This window comes from Rhodococcus sp. NPDC019647, from assembly GCF_044389235.1.
GTDB classification, from domain to species: domain Bacteria; phylum Actinomycetota; class Actinomycetes; order Mycobacteriales; family Mycobacteriaceae; genus Rhodococcus_F; species Rhodococcus_F oxybenzonivorans.
In genome coordinates this window covers 109,727-125,434 of sequence record NZ_JBIRXS010000012.1, presented here as the reverse complement: position 1 = coordinate 125,434, position 15,708 = coordinate 109,727, and the positions used below count along the sequence as shown (strand labels likewise).

General features: G+C 61.3%; 16 protein-coding genes and 1 pseudogene. 11 read left to right on the top strand and 6 right to left on the bottom strand.

From position 1 onward, the window contains the following. Positions 1-36: 36 nt before the first annotated feature. The gene (locus ACH49N_RS21685) at positions 37-210 is read left to right on the top strand and encodes a CsbD family protein (protein WP_109334986.1); all 174 of its coding nucleotides are present in this window, start codon (positions 37-39) and stop codon (positions 208-210) included. A gap of 43 nt (positions 211-253) precedes the next feature. Here the strand turns inward: ACH49N_RS21685 and ACH49N_RS21680 are convergent. The 3 genes and pseudogenes from ACH49N_RS21680 to ACH49N_RS21670 all read right to left on the bottom strand — a co-directional run. After that, a pseudogene (locus tag ACH49N_RS21680) lies at positions 254-427 on the bottom strand (YkvA family protein); the annotation flags it as partial. Positions 428-508: 81 nt separating this feature from the next. Beyond that, positions 509-1,282, bottom strand: coding sequence for an SWIM zinc finger family protein (locus tag ACH49N_RS21675; protein ID WP_317747133.1), 774 nt, complete (start codon positions 1,280-1,282; stop codon positions 509-511). Then, the gene (locus ACH49N_RS21670; protein WP_358274603.1) at positions 1,279-4,113 is read right to left on the bottom strand and encodes a DEAD/DEAH box helicase; all 2,835 of its coding nucleotides are present in this window, start codon (positions 4,111-4,113) and stop codon (positions 1,279-1,281) included. Before ACH49N_RS21670 ends, ACH49N_RS21675 begins: the two co-directional genes overlap by 4 nt. A gap of 156 nt (positions 4,114-4,269) precedes the next feature. Between ACH49N_RS21670 and ACH49N_RS21665 the strand changes: the two genes are divergently transcribed. The 9 genes from ACH49N_RS21665 to ACH49N_RS21625 all read left to right on the top strand — a co-directional run bounded on the left by ACH49N_RS21665 (position 4,270) and on the right by ACH49N_RS21625 (position 11,981). After that, positions 4,270-4,395 carry a hypothetical protein gene (locus tag ACH49N_RS21665; protein ID WP_268962579.1) on the top strand — a complete coding sequence of 42 codons (126 nt, stop codon included), beginning with the start codon at positions 4,270-4,272 and terminating at the stop codon, positions 4,393-4,395. A 158-nt stretch (positions 4,396-4,553) separates the two neighbouring features. Beyond that, positions 4,554-4,784 carry a hypothetical protein gene (locus tag ACH49N_RS21660; RefSeq protein WP_358274601.1) on the top strand — a complete coding sequence of 77 codons (231 nt, stop codon included), beginning with the start codon at positions 4,554-4,556 and terminating at the stop codon, positions 4,782-4,784. A gap of 530 nt (positions 4,785-5,314) precedes the next feature. Beyond that, positions 5,315-5,488, top strand: a complete 174-nt coding sequence (locus ACH49N_RS21655; protein ID WP_358274599.1) for a helix-turn-helix domain-containing protein — start codon at positions 5,315-5,317, stop codon at positions 5,486-5,488. Then, on the top strand, positions 5,485-7,476 hold the full coding sequence (locus ACH49N_RS21650) for an AAA family ATPase (protein ID WP_358274597.1): 1,992 nt from the start codon (positions 5,485-5,487) through the stop codon (positions 7,474-7,476). The genes ACH49N_RS21655 and ACH49N_RS21650 overlap by 4 nt, the downstream gene beginning before the upstream one ends. Positions 7,477-8,093: 617 nt before the next feature. After that, positions 8,094-8,327 (top strand): hypothetical protein, encoded by a 234-nt coding sequence (locus tag ACH49N_RS21645; protein ID WP_358274595.1) that lies wholly within the window; start codon positions 8,094-8,096, stop codon positions 8,325-8,327. Between the two features lie 274 nt (positions 8,328-8,601). Then, positions 8,602-8,997, top strand: coding sequence for a hypothetical protein (locus tag ACH49N_RS21640; RefSeq protein ID WP_358274593.1), 396 nt, complete (start codon positions 8,602-8,604; stop codon positions 8,995-8,997). Between the two features lie 230 nt (positions 8,998-9,227). Further along, a complete protein-coding gene (locus ACH49N_RS21635) occupies positions 9,228-9,836 on the top strand; it encodes an HK97 family phage prohead protease (RefSeq protein WP_358274592.1) in 609 nt (202 codons plus the stop codon). A gap of 12 nt (positions 9,837-9,848) precedes the next feature. Then, complete coding sequence (locus tag ACH49N_RS21630; RefSeq protein ID WP_358274590.1) at positions 9,849-11,252, top strand: phage major capsid protein; 1,404 nt, start codon at positions 9,849-9,851, stop codon at positions 11,250-11,252. 324 nt (positions 11,253-11,576) lie between these two features. Then, complete coding sequence (locus tag ACH49N_RS21625; protein ID WP_358274589.1) at positions 11,577-11,981, top strand: HNH endonuclease; 405 nt, start codon at positions 11,577-11,579, stop codon at positions 11,979-11,981. Positions 11,982-12,018: 37 nt separating this feature from the next. Here ACH49N_RS21625 and ACH49N_RS21620 read toward each other — a convergent pair whose 3' ends face one another. The 3 genes from ACH49N_RS21620 to ACH49N_RS21610 all read right to left on the bottom strand — a co-directional run bounded on the left by ACH49N_RS21620 (position 12,019) and on the right by ACH49N_RS21610 (position 14,741). After that, the gene (locus ACH49N_RS21620; RefSeq protein WP_358274587.1) at positions 12,019-12,354 is read right to left on the bottom strand and encodes a hypothetical protein; all 336 of its coding nucleotides are present in this window, start codon (positions 12,352-12,354) and stop codon (positions 12,019-12,021) included. A gap of 420 nt (positions 12,355-12,774) precedes the next feature. After that, positions 12,775-13,245: a hypothetical protein gene (locus ACH49N_RS21615; protein ID WP_358274586.1), complete on the bottom strand. Its 471-nt coding sequence runs from the start codon at positions 13,243-13,245 to the stop codon at positions 12,775-12,777. 17 nt (positions 13,246-13,262) lie between these two features. After that, entirely contained in the window at positions 13,263-14,741 is a 1,479-nt protein-coding gene (locus ACH49N_RS21610; protein ID WP_358274584.1) for a recombinase family protein, read from the bottom strand. Positions 14,742-14,796: 55 nt separating this feature from the next. On the opposite strand from ACH49N_RS21610, the gene ACH49N_RS21605 reads away from it, so the two are divergent. Continuing rightward, positions 14,797-15,705, top strand: a complete 909-nt coding sequence (locus ACH49N_RS21605; protein ID WP_358274583.1) for an NADP-dependent oxidoreductase — start codon at positions 14,797-14,799, stop codon at positions 15,703-15,705. Positions 15,706-15,708 lie beyond the last annotated feature (3 nt).

The window sequence follows — 15,708 nt, the reverse complement described above, 5'->3', positions numbered from 1 at the left end:
ATTGCAGTGGACGTCATCCACTCGGAGGAGCACGCCATGAGCATCGTCGACAAGGCCAAGAACGCCGTCCAGCACGCTGCGGGAAGGTCCCGGGAATCGATCGGCCGGGCCACCGGAGACAACGAGCTGAAGAACATTGGCAAAGCGGACCAAAGGAAGGCCAGTGTGAAGAAGGCCGCCGAGCGAGTCAAGGACGTGTTCAAACACTGAGCCGGAGCAAGCTTTCCGGAGCGCCTCCCATCCGAACGCACCGTCAGGCACGACGGTGCGCTCCCGGTTGCGCGATATGTTGAACGGCCGCAAGACCTTCAGGAGTGCCGGGCCAATGCCGGGCAAGCGCGTGTGCGCCGGCTCGACGGGTCACCGAGCGTAGAACGAGAGCCACCACCAGTGCGTCATCGGCATATCCGATGACGGGAATGAAGTCGATCGGTGCGTCAGCTCGTGCAGGGTCACCTACCGATTCTCCCGCGTACGGCGGGGAGCACCACATCATCCAACGCCAGGATTAACGGAGATGCTGATAGAGCGTGTTCAGGTCCGCGATGGCGGCGTCCACCTCGCGCTCGTCGGCGCACACGGATCGGATCGCCTTGCGCAGCAGCAACGGGTCGAGGTCGTCGACCGCCGCCCGGAAGTCGGTGTCGGGCAGGGCGGGCAGTTGGGCGCTGTCACCGAACCAATCGGCGACATCTTCCTCGGCGTTGCCACCGCCGACTCCCTCGATCAGCATGTCGAGGTCGACCCCGCGCAGGGTCAGTATCTCGAGGGGGTTCTCGTCGATCCGCTCCGTGGTCAGATATGCGACCGCTGCGGCGTGCTTACACGGCCAGCCGTCGTCCGGACAGGTGCAGTCGTAGTGGAGCGCCGAAGAGCCGGAGGGTAACAGGAGGGGGCCGAGAATTTCCGGCACCGCCCCACCCGCGAGCATCGCAAGGCTGCCCGGCTGTTTCCGCACCAGCGTGACCAATTCGGCGATCTCGTCCTCGTCGAGCCGGTCGATCGAGACGGTCGCGACGAACGGCTGGAGCTGGCTGCCCTGGACTTCACCGGTCACCATCCCATGGCTGATTTCGAGGGAGACGACCTGTCCGCTGCGCGCGTAGCTGCGGCCACGGCTCATCCGCCCCTTGTCGCCGACGAACTCGATGATGTCGACCAGTTCCCGCCCCCACCAGGTGTGACCGAATGCTCCCCGCCGCGAGCGTGCTGCCAGGCCGCCCTGCACCGGTCGTCGTGAGCCGTACCGAGCGAAATGCGGTGCCGGTCGCCGATCCGTCATTCGCCGACCGCCTCGTCGCCGAGTCGCAGCAGCTCGCCGAGCTGTTCGGTGCTCATCTCCGTCACCCAATTCTCACCGGTTCCGACCGCGAGATCAGCCAACTCCTGTTTGGTCGCGATCATTGCGTCGATCCGTTCCTCGAGCGTGCCCACGCACACCAGTTTCCGCACCTGCACGTCTCGGCGCTGTCCGATGCGGAACGCCCGGTCGGTGGCCTGGTTCTCGACCGCCGGATTCCACCATCGGTCGAGGTGCACGACGTGATTGGCCGCCGTGAGGTTGAGCCCGGTACCCCCCGCCTTGAGTGAGAGCAGCATGATCGGCGGTCCGCCGTCGCCCTGGAATGCCGCCACCATGTCGTCGCGCTTCTGTTTGGTGACACCGCCGTGCAAAAACGGCACGGCGGTACCGAAACGTTCCGACAGGTACGGTGCCACGAGATCACCGAACTCGCGGAACTGGGTGAACAGCAACGCTTTCTCGCCGTCGGCCAGTACGGAGTCCAGGATGTCCTCGACGAGACCGAGCTTTCCCGACCGGTGCTGACCGCGGCGCGTCACCGCGGACCCGTCCCGCAGAAAGTGCGCAGGATGGTTGCATACCTGCTTGAGTTTGGTCAGCGCGGCAAGCACGGCACCCTTGCGCTTCATCCCCTTCTTGTCCTTGATCTGCGCCATCATGTCGTCGACCACCGCCCGATACAGCGCCGCCTGTTCCGCGGTGAGATTGGCGCGCACCGTCATCTCGAACTTGTCGGGGAGGTCGGCGATGACCGCCGGATCGGTTTTGACCCGCCGGAGCACGAACGGTGACGTGACAGCCCGCAGCCGGGCCACGGCGGTCTCGTCCTGCTCCCGCTCGATCGGAACGACGAAGCGTTTGCGGAACATCGCCTCGGAGCCGAGAATGCCGGAATTCGCGAAATCGAGAATGGAACGCAATTCGTCGAGCCGATTCTCGACGGGTGTGCCGGTCAACGCCACCCGGTGCGCAGCGGGGATACTACGGGCAGCCCTGGCTTGGGACGTTTTCGAGTTCTTTATGTGCTGCGCCTCATCGAGCACCACCCGGCGCCACTGCTGTTCCTTCAACTGCGCGAGGTCGCGTGCCAACAACGCGTACGTGGTGATCACCAGGTCACTCGCACCGACCGCAGCCGTCAGCTCCTCACCGGTCAGCCGTTGCGGGCCGTGGTGGACATGCACACGCAAGGTCGGAACGAAGCGGGCCGCCTCTCGTTGCCAGTTGCCGACCACGGACATCGGGCACACCAGAAGTGTCGGCGAAGGCGCGTTCTCGTGCGCCAGCAACGCCAGCAGTTGCAGGGTCTTACCCAGGCCCATGTCATCGGCGAGAACGGCCCCCAGTCCGAGCCTGCTCATGAACGCCAGCCAGTCGAGCCCCCGCTGCTGATACGGCCGCAAGGTGGCGTCCAGCCGGTCGGGGACCGGAACCTGCTCCGGCTGCACGTCACCTTCGAGTAACGCGGCAGCCCACCCGCTCGCCGTCACCTCGTCCACCGGAAGGCGCGAGAGATCATCGGCGATGAGGTCTTTGATCAAGTCGACGATGGCACGGTCGCCATTTCCCTGCCGTTCCGTCACGTAGCGTGCCGCGCGAGCGAGCACTTCGGAATCGGCCCGCACCCATTCACCGCGCAGCCGCACCAGATCGCTCTTGGAATTGACCAATCGAGTCATTTCGGCGGCCGTCAGGACGGTGTCCCCGAGCGCCAGCTCCCAGTCGTACTGCACCAACTGGTCCTTGCCCACCGACCGGTTCTCCGCGCTCGCCGGGGTCCCCGGCGAACTGACCCGCAACCGCATGGACGGCGACGCCACACTCCAGGCCCGCGGCAGCAACAGGCTGATGCCCTTCTCCTTCAACGCGACCGCCCCGTGCCCGACCAGGTCGATCACGACCGCGGTAGGGAGGAACAGATCGAGGCTGTCGGGATCGCTCGGCACGTCCTGCAGTCGCGGATACGCCGCCACGGCCTCCGTCAATTTGCGGACACCGATCTGGAGGCGGCTCGCGTCCGTGTGATGCAGGGGAATCGGAACCGGGGCTTCGCCTTCCGGACGCAGGCACACCTCCAGCCGCCACAGGGCGGTGTCCGGATCCCAGTCCCCCTCGACGTCGGCGTCGTCCGGTTCGAGCAGGCGCAACACCAGTTCGGGCTCGTCCACTGTGAGACTGTCACGCCAGCGGTCGAGCGAACCCGACAGTTGCGGCGTTCCCTCGTCGTAGGAATCGCCGTGCACGAGCGCGGCGAGGAACGGATGCGGCGGATGGCTGCGCCGACCGTCGAGCGGGCGGTGGCCGAGAACGTGACGGGTGATCGGGTCGGTGAGTTCGGTGACGAGGTCGTCCAGCACGGAGCGGGCGCCGCTCCCGTGGCGCTGCACCTGCGGCATCGCCACAGTGAGTTCGGTCAGCCAGGCACGCTGCCGTTCACCGCCGAGCAGTCGCCAACGCGGCCACCACGTGCCCTCCGCACGATGCGCCTCGGGGACCACCCGACCGGCACGCGCCCATCGCTCGATTCCGCGCACCATATGGGCGAGGTACCGCAAATCGCCGGCGATCCGCGAATCCCACGGCGACACCGCCAGCAGGAACTCCGCGGCATCGGGCGGAGCCATCGCCACCGCCGGCCACTCGACCAGCTCCGGACCCGAGGGCGCCGGCATCGGCACCTTGAGATGGTGCCGGAACTTGCGCTGCAAGACGCGGCCGACAGCATCGGCGGCGGACTCCTCCGCCACGAGATCCCGGTCCTCGACCCACAGCATGAGTCCCGAACCCGGTGTCCAGAGACCGTGCAGCATGGACCCATCCAATCAGGCGGAGCCGACAGCATTCGAAGTCCCTGCATTTTCCGTGTAACCGTGGCCGGTGCCGGACCGATGAACGTGGTGGCGGCTGTCCGCGCCGAAGCGCACAACGGATCGCTGCCGGAACCACTGCAGTGATCGGAGGAAGACATGGACTTTGCACAGATTCTCGAAGGCTTGCTCGCCCTGCTCGAGGCCCTCGGACCCTTGATGGGCGGCGAGGGTGGCGGCGGAGGCGGCACAGGATCGTTGGGCGGCTTGTTCGGCAGCTCCTGACCCGTCCACAACAGGCCCGCCGGGATGCCCGGCGGGCCTCGTCGTGCCCGATCCGCGAACGCGCCGACCGTGATAAGAGTTGAGGCGTGAGCACCGCATACGGCTTCTACCGTTGCGCTAAGTCTCCCATATCGTCCAATACCGAGGGAGCGTACGTCATGACCAGCATTAATACTGTGGCCGCTACGATGGCCGGAAATCCCGTATTCACCAGTGAGACATACATTTCCGATGCAATGTCTGAACGCGCACTACTGGCCGCAGAGCTGGTGATGACCTTGCCCGATCGTGAGACCTGGCAGGCGCGCTACTTCGAGACGGCAAAGACACAGGGCTACCCTGTGGCCGACGCATGGCTGATAGTCGCAACCGCCCACCTGATGGAATAACGCCCCGACATATTGAAGTGCAGACAGACAAAAGAACCGCCCAGCTCGCAGGAAGACGAGAGGGGCGGTTCTTTGTGGCGGTGATGGGCCGCGTGCTGGTGATCCCAAAGATGACAGTCAAACGAGAACTGAACCAACGACTCCGAGTCTACTCGTTAGCCGCGCTAAGGGCCTGGACTTATTGAATCGCCGAGAGTGCGCGCATGACAAAGCCCCCCAGCTCTGGAAGTAGCCGAGAGGCTTTGCCTGGCGCGGCCCGCAATGACCGCAGATTCCTCTGTGAGAGACGCTCCCGATTCTATCGCCGAAACGCGGCCATTGGCACTCAGTGCAGGAATTGTCGGCAACGCTGTCAGAGAAAGTTAGCTATGATAAGAAACGTAGCTGGTTGGTCTGCCCAAGAGGACTTAAGCCAGGTAACGAAAGCCACGTGAGCAGAAGGCATATCGAGGACAACGCGGAACTGGTCGGATCTTGGGGACCACTGCTTCCGGTGCCGTCCACAGTGAACGCACCTGTGGAGAACCGACATGAAGCTCATCAGCGCCGCCGACGCGGCCGAAATCCTTGCAGTACATCCCATTACGATCGGACGTTGGGTCAAGAGCGGCAAGCTCACCGGCTACCGCATCTCTGAACGCACGCTCCGTATCGACCTTGCCGAGATTCAAGCTCTCCTGGTCCCCGTCCGGGTCGAGGGATGACCGCTGATGTCCAGGGCGTGGATCGCGAGAAAATACGCACCTGGTTGAAACTCCAGTACGGCACCGACAAGGGCACGGCGTGGATCAGTGTCGGCCCCGGCAGGAATGCGCCTACGACCTTCTCAGACAACCCTTTCCAATGGCCCGAGCAGGCCGAGGAAGCTGTCGACTTCATCGTCGCCCAGAACGAAGCGGGCTTCAATGTCTGGTATGCGGCGCACCTGAGCTACAGCCATGAGAAGAAAAAGGCAGACGGCACAGGTGGACGTGCGATGAACATGTCCGTGAAACGCCGTCGCCTGCATGTGGATATCGACCGGGCACTGACAGCCGAGGACACGACGAAACTGCGCGACCTGGACGCCTGGGTGGTCTATTCGGGCTCTCCCGGCCACGTGCACGCGTACATCGAGTTGAATCATTCCGTCGACGTGGGCACCTATCACCGGCTGGAGGATCAGCTTGTCGCCCACTTCGATTCGGATCGCGCAGTCTGCCGCGACAATGGCCTGCTTCGGATTCCCGGCACCGTTAACCAGATGTCAGCCAAGAAGACTCACCCGACAGCGCCGGTTACCTGGGACGAGAGCGTCGGCAAGACGCGTTGGAACCCAAAGGATCTGGTCGAGGCCCTGCCCGCCGTCGAGGTCAAACCGGAGGTCGAGGTCTCTACCGATCCAATCGTTCCCGTTGCGCCGCAGCGTATGCCGGAGGTTGTAAGAAACGCGCTGAACGCTTCGAGTGCTGACCGCAGTAGCAAGACAGCGACGATCGTGAACGCGTGCAAGGCAAGTGACCTCTCCCTCGAAGAGACACTGCATTGTCTGCAACTCGACGCGGGCCAGGTCGAGCGGTATCGACAGAAAGGTTCGGCGTTCAAGTACAAGGAGGTTCGCAAGCTCTACGGCACCGCCGACGAGTACAACCCGCAGCTGAAAGACAAGGCAGCCGACGACATACTCGGGATCAGCGGCAAGGTTATGGGAGAAAACCAGGCAGGCGCATTTGAAGATCCACAGACGCCGACGACAGCCCTCCCGTCATCGTGGGCCGAAGTCAGTATGGATCGGATCTGGGACGCGGACTATCGGATGCAGGAAACCACGATGTTGTTCCGGGACGACGATATCGGTTTGCTGTACCCCGGCAAGTCTCACGACTTTCACGGGCCGTCCGGCAGCGGCAAGTCGTGGATAGCGAAAATCGCGTGCGCCGAACAAGTCCGAGCCGGAAACCGCGTGCTGTATCTCGACTACGAGTCGGACAACGAATCTGTTGGCATCAACTTCCGGCAGCTTGGTTTGACGCGGGAACAGATGCAGCTCATTTCGTACCGGAACCCCCACGAGGTGGCGACAGCCGAAATGCTGTCCACGCTCACCGACTACAGCATCGTTGTGGTGGATGGTTGCACGGCCTGCCTGGCGTCGTACGGATACAGCGGCAACGACAACGACGAAGTGGCGAAGTGGTTTCACCATCTCATCGACCCTCTCAAGCGAACAGGCGCGGCTGTCATCGTCATCGACCACGAAGCGAAAGCCAACGGCGGAACCTTCGCACTGGGAGCCATGACCAAGAGAGCACTGATGGACGTGAGCTACCGAGTGATCATGACTCAGCAGATGGTGCCTGGACGAGCCGGAGAACTCACCGTGCGACTCACCGAGAAGGAACGCGGGTCATGGGTTCGCAAGCACTGCCCGGACCCTGACTCCGACGCCGTGGCGGCACTGTTTCAGATCGTCTCCGACGACAACGGAAATCTGGCAGTGAAGATCGAAGCACCGACGTTGCAGCAAAAGGTGGACGCGGTTCAGTCGATGGTGGACACCTTCACCACTTTGGGGATGCCCGCCGACGACACTTTCGGGCGCGAACACGTCAAGAAGTTCCTTGCCGACCACGGAGTGAAGGGCGTCCGAGCAGCCACCCTTACCGACGCGATTCGGGACTACAAGGCGAGAAGCAAACTACGCCCGGAATAGGTGAAAACACCCTCTGACCTGCATGGGAACAGGTTGGCAGCCCTGAACCTGTTCCCCAAGCGTCGGGAACACCCCGGAACAGGGTGCCGTGGATCTAGTGCAAAACCACAGGTCAGGGCGTGTTCCTACCTGTTCCCAAGCGTCGGGAACACCCCGGAACAGCCTGCACCCCTTGCATGTTCCCCACCCCCAATCCCTTGGGTGGGAACAGGGAACAGGTCGAAATCGAAGTGAGAGAACAACAAACCCGAAGGAACCGAAAATGCTGAACCTGACACCACCCAAGCACCCCTGTGGAGACTGCAACGCCGACCTCCGCGTCGAGACCATGAACGAGGTCATTCATTGGACCGTCTTCCATGACGACACCTGCCCTTGGTACCGAGCCCACCTAAACCGCGCGCAGCGCCGCGCCGAACGAAAGGCACAACGATGAAGGTTCGTACAGCCTCCAAGATGGCACCGGCCAAGCGCGGCCCCTGGAGCGGCTGTCCGCACTGCCCGGAGTGTCACCGCCGACTGTGGATCGCTCAGAACAACTCTGGCCGCGATATCACGCCGCCGACCACAGACATGCACTGTCCGCACTGCAACGCCGATCTGTTGAAAGGCCGACCATGAGCACCACCACCAACGATCCGGTCATCATCGCGCTGCACGTCCTGATGATGCTCAGGTGCGGCTCAGGTGCCCGCAGCGCCGTCGAACTTGCCGAACTCACCGGACACTCCTACCCCGAGGTTTTCGTCGCCCTAAACCACACTGTGACTCTGGGACTGGTCGCCCGGATGCCAGGCACCCCGTTCGGCCATGCATCGAAGTATCGGCTTACCGAGGCAGGTATGTGGTGAGGCCACTACTGGAGGACTTCGACGCCGACGACTACATGCCGGAAGAGCGTGCATTCAAGTCGGCGAAGACGTGGGCAAAGCAACGTGAGTACAAGCGCTACATGTATCGCCAGTTCAAAGAGATGCACGAACTGGCAAGTAACGGAACCTACTCACCGACTTGGGATCAATGGCAGGCAGCTACGGAACAGGTAGCGAGAGAACAAGAGCGCAAGCGCAGAGCTGTAGAGGCAGCGAGCAGACAGAAGCGAAACACCAAGGGAGCAACTAGGAAATGACAGCCGCAACCATCCCATGGCTACCGGGACAACTACCGGAATTCGAACCTACACACCTGATTACGATCACGGAGGACAGAACAATGACTACCGACAACTACTCAGCACTACGCGGTATCGAGCTATTCAAGTGGAAGGTCTCGCGGCTGACCGAGATGGCTATCGAGCAACTTCCACCCGATGAACAGCAAGCGATCGCAGACAATCCGGGAGTGAGCTACACCGTGAAAGATCATGTGGTCGAATTCCGCACGGCAGCATTCCCGGATCGTGTGTTGGTGATGGCAGACGCGGATTGGATCTTGGATGACTGCGACCCGAGCGGCCCGGAACTCGAATTCGTGCCCTCTGCCGATGAAATCCCGGACACCATCGCCGAACTCACCGACTGACCGATTCCCTGTGGACCCCGGACAGCCCGCACTGCCAGGGGTCCACAGTCTTGGCACGATCCCAGAATTTCGTTTACACTGGACCCCGCAAGCCGAGAAATCACTTGCCCCAGATAGTTTCGGAGAGACAAGCCGTCCCCACAGTGCGGACACTTGATCGAACGGAAAGCCGGGTCCAAGCAGGTACAGCCTGTTTTGTCGTATCCACTTCGTTCGAAGGAATCACCGAAATGTCCTCACGTAACAAGACTCTCATCACTCGCAGCGTCGAATTTCGCTCTGCCACCGAACCTGGCGACGGGCTTACTCTCGAAGGATATGCAGCCGTCTTCAACCAAGACACCGAAATCAGCTCCTGGGAAGGCACTTTCTCCGAGCGAATCGTCAAGGGAGCGTTCACCAAGACATTGGCCGAACGAACTCCGGTCATGCAATTCGACCATGGTCACGACCCGAGAACGGGCACCGTACCTATCGGCGTCTACACCGAGCTTCGCGAGGACACCCACGGGCTATTCGTTGCTGGCCGCTTGCATGACAACGATCTGGTTTTGCCCATCAGGCAGGCCATCGCATCGGGCGCGCTGACAGGTATGTCGTTCCGGTTCCGCGTGATTCAAGACGCCTGGACCGACACCAAGGGGCGCGTTATCGCCGCCGAGGACGCCTACGACCGGATGTACCGGGGCGAGAAGATAGCCCGGACTATCCGCGAGGTTGCACTCTCCGAGGCCGGACCTGTTGTCTCACCGGCATATGCGGGCACCTCTGTGGGAGTCAGAAACACCACCATCACTTCGAGCCAGGCCGCGAGACGGCTTCGGCTACTGGACCTTTAAGGAAACAAGACAATGACCATCGAGAAGAACGACCCACGATTCCAGAAATACCACGGCATGCCCGAGGCGCAGGTTACCGCAGAGGCTCAGAAGATCCGCGCCGAGGCACACGAACTGGCAGAGCGATCCGAATTGCAGGGCGCAGACGCCGACCGATTCGATGAGCTGGCCGACCACTTGGAATACTTCAAGCAGCGCAACGAATCCCGTAACCGTCTGTTGCAGCTGGCAAACGATCCCGGCACCGTGGAAGCTCCCAGCACTCGCGCACGTAAGGACAGCGACCCGACCAGGGATGCAGCACTGAGCAACATCGAGCGCAGCCACAAGGCCGGACGTTTGACCGACGCCGCTGCAACACTTTCCGAGGCACTGGTGGGCACCGACTCCACTGTGGCCCGACTCGCAGCGACTACGGGCACCGAAGCCTACCGAAGTGCGTTCGCCAAGCTGGTGGGCAACCCCGAGCGCGGGCACCTCCTGTGGACCCCGGAAGAGTCTCAGTCCTACCGGGACGCCGACCAGGTTCGCGGACTCATCGAGGGTGCAGCCGGTACCGGAAAGCACTTGGTGCCCTTCGATCTGGACCCGAGCATCATCCTGACCAACGCGGGCAGTGTCTCTCCGCTCCGCGCAATCAGCCGAGTAGTGCAGACGACTTCCAACGCCTGGAATGGTGTCAGCTCCGCTGGTGTCACATCCGAGTGGTTGGCCGAAGCAGCCGAGGCCGCAGACGCAACACCGACGCTGACACCCGAGCCGATCCCGGTTCACAAGGCAGCCAGTTGGGTTCCCTTCTCTATCGAACTGGAAGAGGATGGTTTGCAGTTGCTCAGTCAGTTGCAGGCATTGCTCGCTGATTCGGCACTGCAGCTCGAAAACACTGCCTTCGCAACGGGATCGGGTTCCGGGCAGCCCACAGGCCTCATCACTGCCCTTGTGGCCGCTGGTGGATCTGTGATCGTTCCGGCAGCTGGTGAAGCGCTCACGTCGGCAGACATCTACACTTTGCAAGGGGCACTCGGTTCGCGCTGGCAGCCCAATGCATCGTTCGCGGGCAACCTGGCGATCCTGAACACCATCCGGCAGTTCGAGACCACCAACGGCGCGCTGAAGTTCCCAGGGGCGCAGGCAGTACCCGCAAACCTGCTGAGCCGCCCACTGCACGAAATTTCGGGTATGGACGGCACGATCAACGCCGCAGTGACCGCAGCCAACTATGCGCTGGTGTACGGCGACTTCTCGAATTTCGTGATCGTGGATCGCATCGGCACGACTGTCGAACTGGTTCCCCACCTCTTCGGGGCCAATCGTAGGCCGACCGGTGAACGCGGACTCTGGATGCATCGCCGTGTTGGTTCTGATGTTGTGAACGCCAACGCATTCCGGCTCTTGAACGTCGCAACCACGGCCTGATGAACTCTCTCCCGATGATGGTTCGTGGTGTCGCATCATCATCGGAGGGCCGACCGGCAGAGCGCGTGCGAGCCTTAGCCGGTCACCTGGTCGCAGGGAGTGTTTTACATGATCGGCACTCCCTGCGATCCACGGAATTCCGAGGAAGTAGAAGACTCGGATAGGTCCGGCGACTACCTTCGCGCTCCATATCAGCAAAAGGGTTGTGCGGCAGCGAGACTGCACCAAAGGCTCTGTCTTCCAGTCGGAGGCAGAGCCTTTCGTGTATCACTGCAGACCGTATTACAGAAACTCAAACTTATTGAAATGCTTGGAGACTGAGCAATGTCGAACTCATGGTGGTTGCACGATCCGAGGTGGGTCGCGATTCGCACATGGTACAAGGCCAACACACCCATCGAGGGCTGGACGTGCCATCTCTGCAACGAACCCATCGACCCATATGCAAGCGGCAGAACACGATTGGGTTTGTCTGTGGACCACATCGTGCCGGTCAGTCGAGGGGGTGCATTGTTCGACCATGCCAATACCGCACCCGCACATATGAAGTGCAACAGTGGCAAGCGAGAGGGCCGACAGCTGGCAGGTACCACAGCAGAGCCCTACCGCGCACCGTTCAGACGACGTAGCCGCCGAGCACCGGGAACAACAACAGCGAAGCCGAAGCCAAGCCTGATACCCATCGAACCTGTTGGACCTGACGACGTGCATGGTAGCCAGATCTGGTAGCACCCTTGGTGTCTCAGTATGTGTCACACCAACACATTCACTTCACTGTGAACTCATACACACCTTGCAATGCCTTGCCAACCATACTGAACCCTGACACCTTCACTGCCACAACACCATACGTCATGCCATACCTACCTTGGTTGCGCCCACTGCACAGTGCCACTGGTGCGTTGCGTGCTGTCGTGCCGAAGACTGTGCACACCATGCACACCACCACTAGCACCAGACCAAGTGCAAGCAGCATCGACACTGCACTGATTGCTATTGCAACCTTCAATGCTTTCCATCCAACCTTGCGAACCGTGACGCCCTGTGGCAGCTCTTGCCGTACCAACGCGCTCCAGTCGCTCACTGCCTGTGTAGTAGCCATTGTTTGACTCACCCCTTCCAGTTGGTGAATTCCATATGGAAAACATATCGCTAATGTGATTCATTCCCTCACTAACAATGACACTAATCAATCGTTTTGGATTGCGCTAATGGCACTAGGTAGGCAGAGGAATGGATGGTAGGGACCAGTGGGTAGGGGGGTGCATGTTTTCCGATATTCGCAGACACCGAGCAAGACCCTGCCTCCGATCGCTTCTCCCTCTAAGTTGAAATCTTCAACGACACTGCATAACCGCAGGTCAGAGGGTTACTATAGTGCTCGAATCGGCGTCCGATAGGGTCTGAAAGAGAATCTGCCATGGGACGACGAGAATCGACCGCGCGCAGGTGCAGTATGAATACGTAAAGATATAGGACTAAAACCAATAGCCGAGATGAGTCGGCTAATCCCATTAAATGGCTATTCCGAAGTCGGCAGAATGCCGCCGTTTCGATGGGTAGTGTATTTCGCTTCAGTTATACGGAGCATTGTTCTACGGCTCTTCGGGTATTTCCGGTAAGCCTTATATCGAAAAGCATATGCAGCAATTTTGGTTTGACTGGGAATTGGCGTCAGAGAATCATCCGAGAGTGTCCATACCAAGCAACCATGCCCCTCGATGCGAGCTGGCAGATCAGGCCCCTCGAATGGGTCGCGATTTGCTTCGTAGTCGATGCCAATGGACCCATCTTCCGAACGAATGCCGACGTTTGCAATAGTGGTTGCTTCGGCCCCGAGATTGAGAACAACCAGATTCAGCGTATCCTTCGACGGTGAGCCAACGCTTACCGACTGCCTCATTTCGACAGAGATTCTTGGCCACCGTATCCATGTCAGCGCGAAGCTCCACACCAGCGAGACGATCGACAACACAAGGGCGGCAACTGACATGGGCGAGAGCCTACCGCCTAATCCGTCTTCCACCAGTCAGAGTCAATCGAAATTGTCTTTTTCGGCACGATTTCCACAGTGTCGGGGTCGAATACTCTACGCGGATTGCGCACCTTCACTCTCAGAATCGTCACCTTCAAGCACTCTCTGACCACCTCACGCCTATCCAGAATGGAGAGGGAATCCCACACTTCTCGCGTGGCTCCATTAGCAAACTTCTGCAATACCGGATTACCTACCTGACGCGCTTTGGCTTCGGCGGCTTCGATCTTCGGCAGTAGGGACTGTTCCATCTGCTCTGCCATGCGTGCCCGTGTGGACGCCGAGATATTGGCATTGGTCAGCTCCAGGATTTCAGCGTCGAGTTGCTGTCTCAGTTCGCGGGCCAGTTCGGCAGCTTCCCTGGCAGCTTTGTCGTCACCATACATAGCGGCAGCGGCACGCACATGATCCGAAAAGAACTCCACTACAGCCGATTCCACATGCCTGTCCAGCTCGTCGGCAGCGCGCTTCACGTGACTGTCTGGGCAACGGTATCGAGGCCGAAGGTCTGACTTCATATTGGAATGCTTGACTCCCTGGCCGCACACTTCACAGGTAGCTATGCCCGAAAGTAGATGCGTTACTTGACTTCCCCAGCTACGGGACCGAGAGGGGTCGGTGAGCATGGCAACCAGCCGAGTGTGTTCGCCTTCGGTTATAAGCGGTTCCCAATCGCCCCGTGTACGTGAGATCTCGACCCGTTCGCCGGTTTGCTTGTCGTGCCGCCGACGTACGTGGATTCCGGCATAGGTCGGACTCAGGACCATCGAACGCAAACCCTTCCCGCCGATCTTGGCCCAACCACTCCCTTGCCTACCGACACCACGACTAGGCGCGGGCACTCCGCGCTCTGCGAACTCTTTTGCCAGGCTTCGCAGTGAATCACCCGCCAGCAGTCGGCGCACCGCCTCTTGGACGATCGGCGCGGCTTCCGGGTCCACAGTCCAACCATCGGGGCCGCGCACATATCCGAAGGGCATCCACCCGTTGTGTGTCCCTGTGGCAGCGGTCCGATCCTTCGCCCGCATGATTCGCTTGCGCGACAGCGCTACCTCTAGTTCGGCATTCTGAGCCGCGATACCGAGCATGTAGTTATCGTTCGGCTCGTTCAAGTCGTACAACCGCCCGCCGACGAACCACTGCACGCCGAGGTCTGCGCAGAAATCCCGTAGCTCTGCGAACTCACCGAGCTTGCGCGTGATCCGAGACGACTCCCAGGACACCAAGACGACACCACGCCGCAGTAGTGCCTGCAGGCGCAGAAAGCCCGGACGAGTGCCCTGGGAGTACCGAGACGCGCCTATGTCGTTGTCGACCACCACATCAATCACCGGCCACCCTTCGACCTCACACGTGCGCCTGCAATCGGCTTCCTGCTCCGATACCGACCGTGCACGGCCTGACTGGTCACTGGACACGCGACAGTAGATGACTGCTCCATCAATCGACGCCATGGCTGGCACCTTCCAATCGTTGCGAATGCCCTGGTCACATGGTAGTTCTATATGGGTGACTTTGGCATACGGCTTCCGCGAGTACGGCGGCCCCGAAACCCAGCAGTTCTTCGACGTTGCCGTCCCGTTCCCGGGCCCCGGACAGCTGCAGGTGGCTGTGCACGCAGCCGGGGTGAATCCCGCCGATTGGAAGGTGCGGGCAGGTACCCGCAAGGACACCGTGCCCGTCACGCTTCCGGCGGTGCTGGGCCGCGAGGTGGCGGGAGCGGTGACCGCGGTCGGTCCTCGGGTCGCCGACTTCGCGGTCGGCGATGCCGTGTTCGGAGCGACGGCCACCGGTTACGGCGGGTACGCCGATCACACGATGCTGAATGCGTCGTCGACGGCACACAAGCCCGGGTCCGTCTCCTTCGCCGACGCCGCCACCCTTCCCGTGGCAGCAGGCACCGCCTACGACGCGATGTCCACGCTGAACCTGCCCGCAGGAAGCAGATTGCTCGTGATCGGTGCCGGCGGCGGCGTCGGGGTCGCTGCGCTGCAATTGGCGGCAGCCCGGGGCATCGCTGTTCTCGGAGTCGCGAGCCGGAGTAAGCGTGACGTGGTCGAATCGCTCGGCGCGGAGTGGGTCGAGTCCGGCGCCGGGTTGGCGACACGGATATCGGAGCCGGTCGATGCCGTATTCGACCTGGTCGGTGGCGACGCGCTGGCCGATGCGGCCCGGCTCGTCCGAGATCCGGCCGCGATCGTCAGCGTCGGCGACCCGCTCGCTGCCCGTGATCTCGGCGGTTCGGGCGTGAAACGCCGACGCACCACCGCAGTCTTCGCCGAGCTGGCTGCCCTGGTGGCCTCCGGTGTCCTGGACCCGCGCGTCACCCACCGCTTCCCTCTCGAGCAGGCGGGTGAGGCACTCGCGCTGGTCGAGTCCGGCCACGTCGCGGGCAAGGTCGTGATCGAGGTGGGTTAGTCG

Coding starts and splice junctions, on each gene's coding strand:
- ACH49N_RS21685 (WP_109334986.1), top strand. CDS start 37: ATGAGCATCGTCGACAAGGCCAAGAACGCCGTCCAGCACGCTGCGGGA.
- ACH49N_RS21675 (WP_317747133.1), bottom strand. CDS start 1,282: ATGACGGATCGGCGACCGGCACCGCATTTCGCTCGGTACGGCTCACGA.
- ACH49N_RS21670 (WP_358274603.1), bottom strand. CDS start 4,113: ATGCTGCACGGTCTCTGGACACCGGGTTCGGGACTCATGCTGTGGGTC.
- ACH49N_RS21665 (WP_268962579.1), top strand. CDS start 4,270: ATGGACTTTGCACAGATTCTCGAAGGCTTGCTCGCCCTGCTCGAGGCC.
- ACH49N_RS21660 (WP_358274601.1), top strand. CDS start 4,554: ATGACCAGCATTAATACTGTGGCCGCTACGATGGCCGGAAATCCCGTA.
- ACH49N_RS21655 (WP_358274599.1), top strand. CDS start 5,315: ATGAAGCTCATCAGCGCCGCCGACGCGGCCGAAATCCTTGCAGTACAT.
- ACH49N_RS21650 (WP_358274597.1), top strand. CDS start 5,485: ATGACCGCTGATGTCCAGGGCGTGGATCGCGAGAAAATACGCACCTGG.
- ACH49N_RS21645 (WP_358274595.1), top strand. CDS start 8,094: ATGAGCACCACCACCAACGATCCGGTCATCATCGCGCTGCACGTCCTG.
- ACH49N_RS21640 (WP_358274593.1), top strand. CDS start 8,602: ATGACAGCCGCAACCATCCCATGGCTACCGGGACAACTACCGGAATTC.
- ACH49N_RS21635 (WP_358274592.1), top strand. CDS start 9,228: ATGTCCTCACGTAACAAGACTCTCATCACTCGCAGCGTCGAATTTCGC.
- ACH49N_RS21630 (WP_358274590.1), top strand. CDS start 9,849: ATGACCATCGAGAAGAACGACCCACGATTCCAGAAATACCACGGCATG.
- ACH49N_RS21625 (WP_358274589.1), top strand. CDS start 11,577: ATGTCGAACTCATGGTGGTTGCACGATCCGAGGTGGGTCGCGATTCGC.
- ACH49N_RS21620 (WP_358274587.1), bottom strand. CDS start 12,354: ATGGCTACTACACAGGCAGTGAGCGACTGGAGCGCGTTGGTACGGCAA.
- ACH49N_RS21615 (WP_358274586.1), bottom strand. CDS start 13,245: ATGTCAGTTGCCGCCCTTGTGTTGTCGATCGTCTCGCTGGTGTGGAGC.
- ACH49N_RS21610 (WP_358274584.1), bottom strand. CDS start 14,741: ATGGCGTCGATTGATGGAGCAGTCATCTACTGTCGCGTGTCCAGTGAC.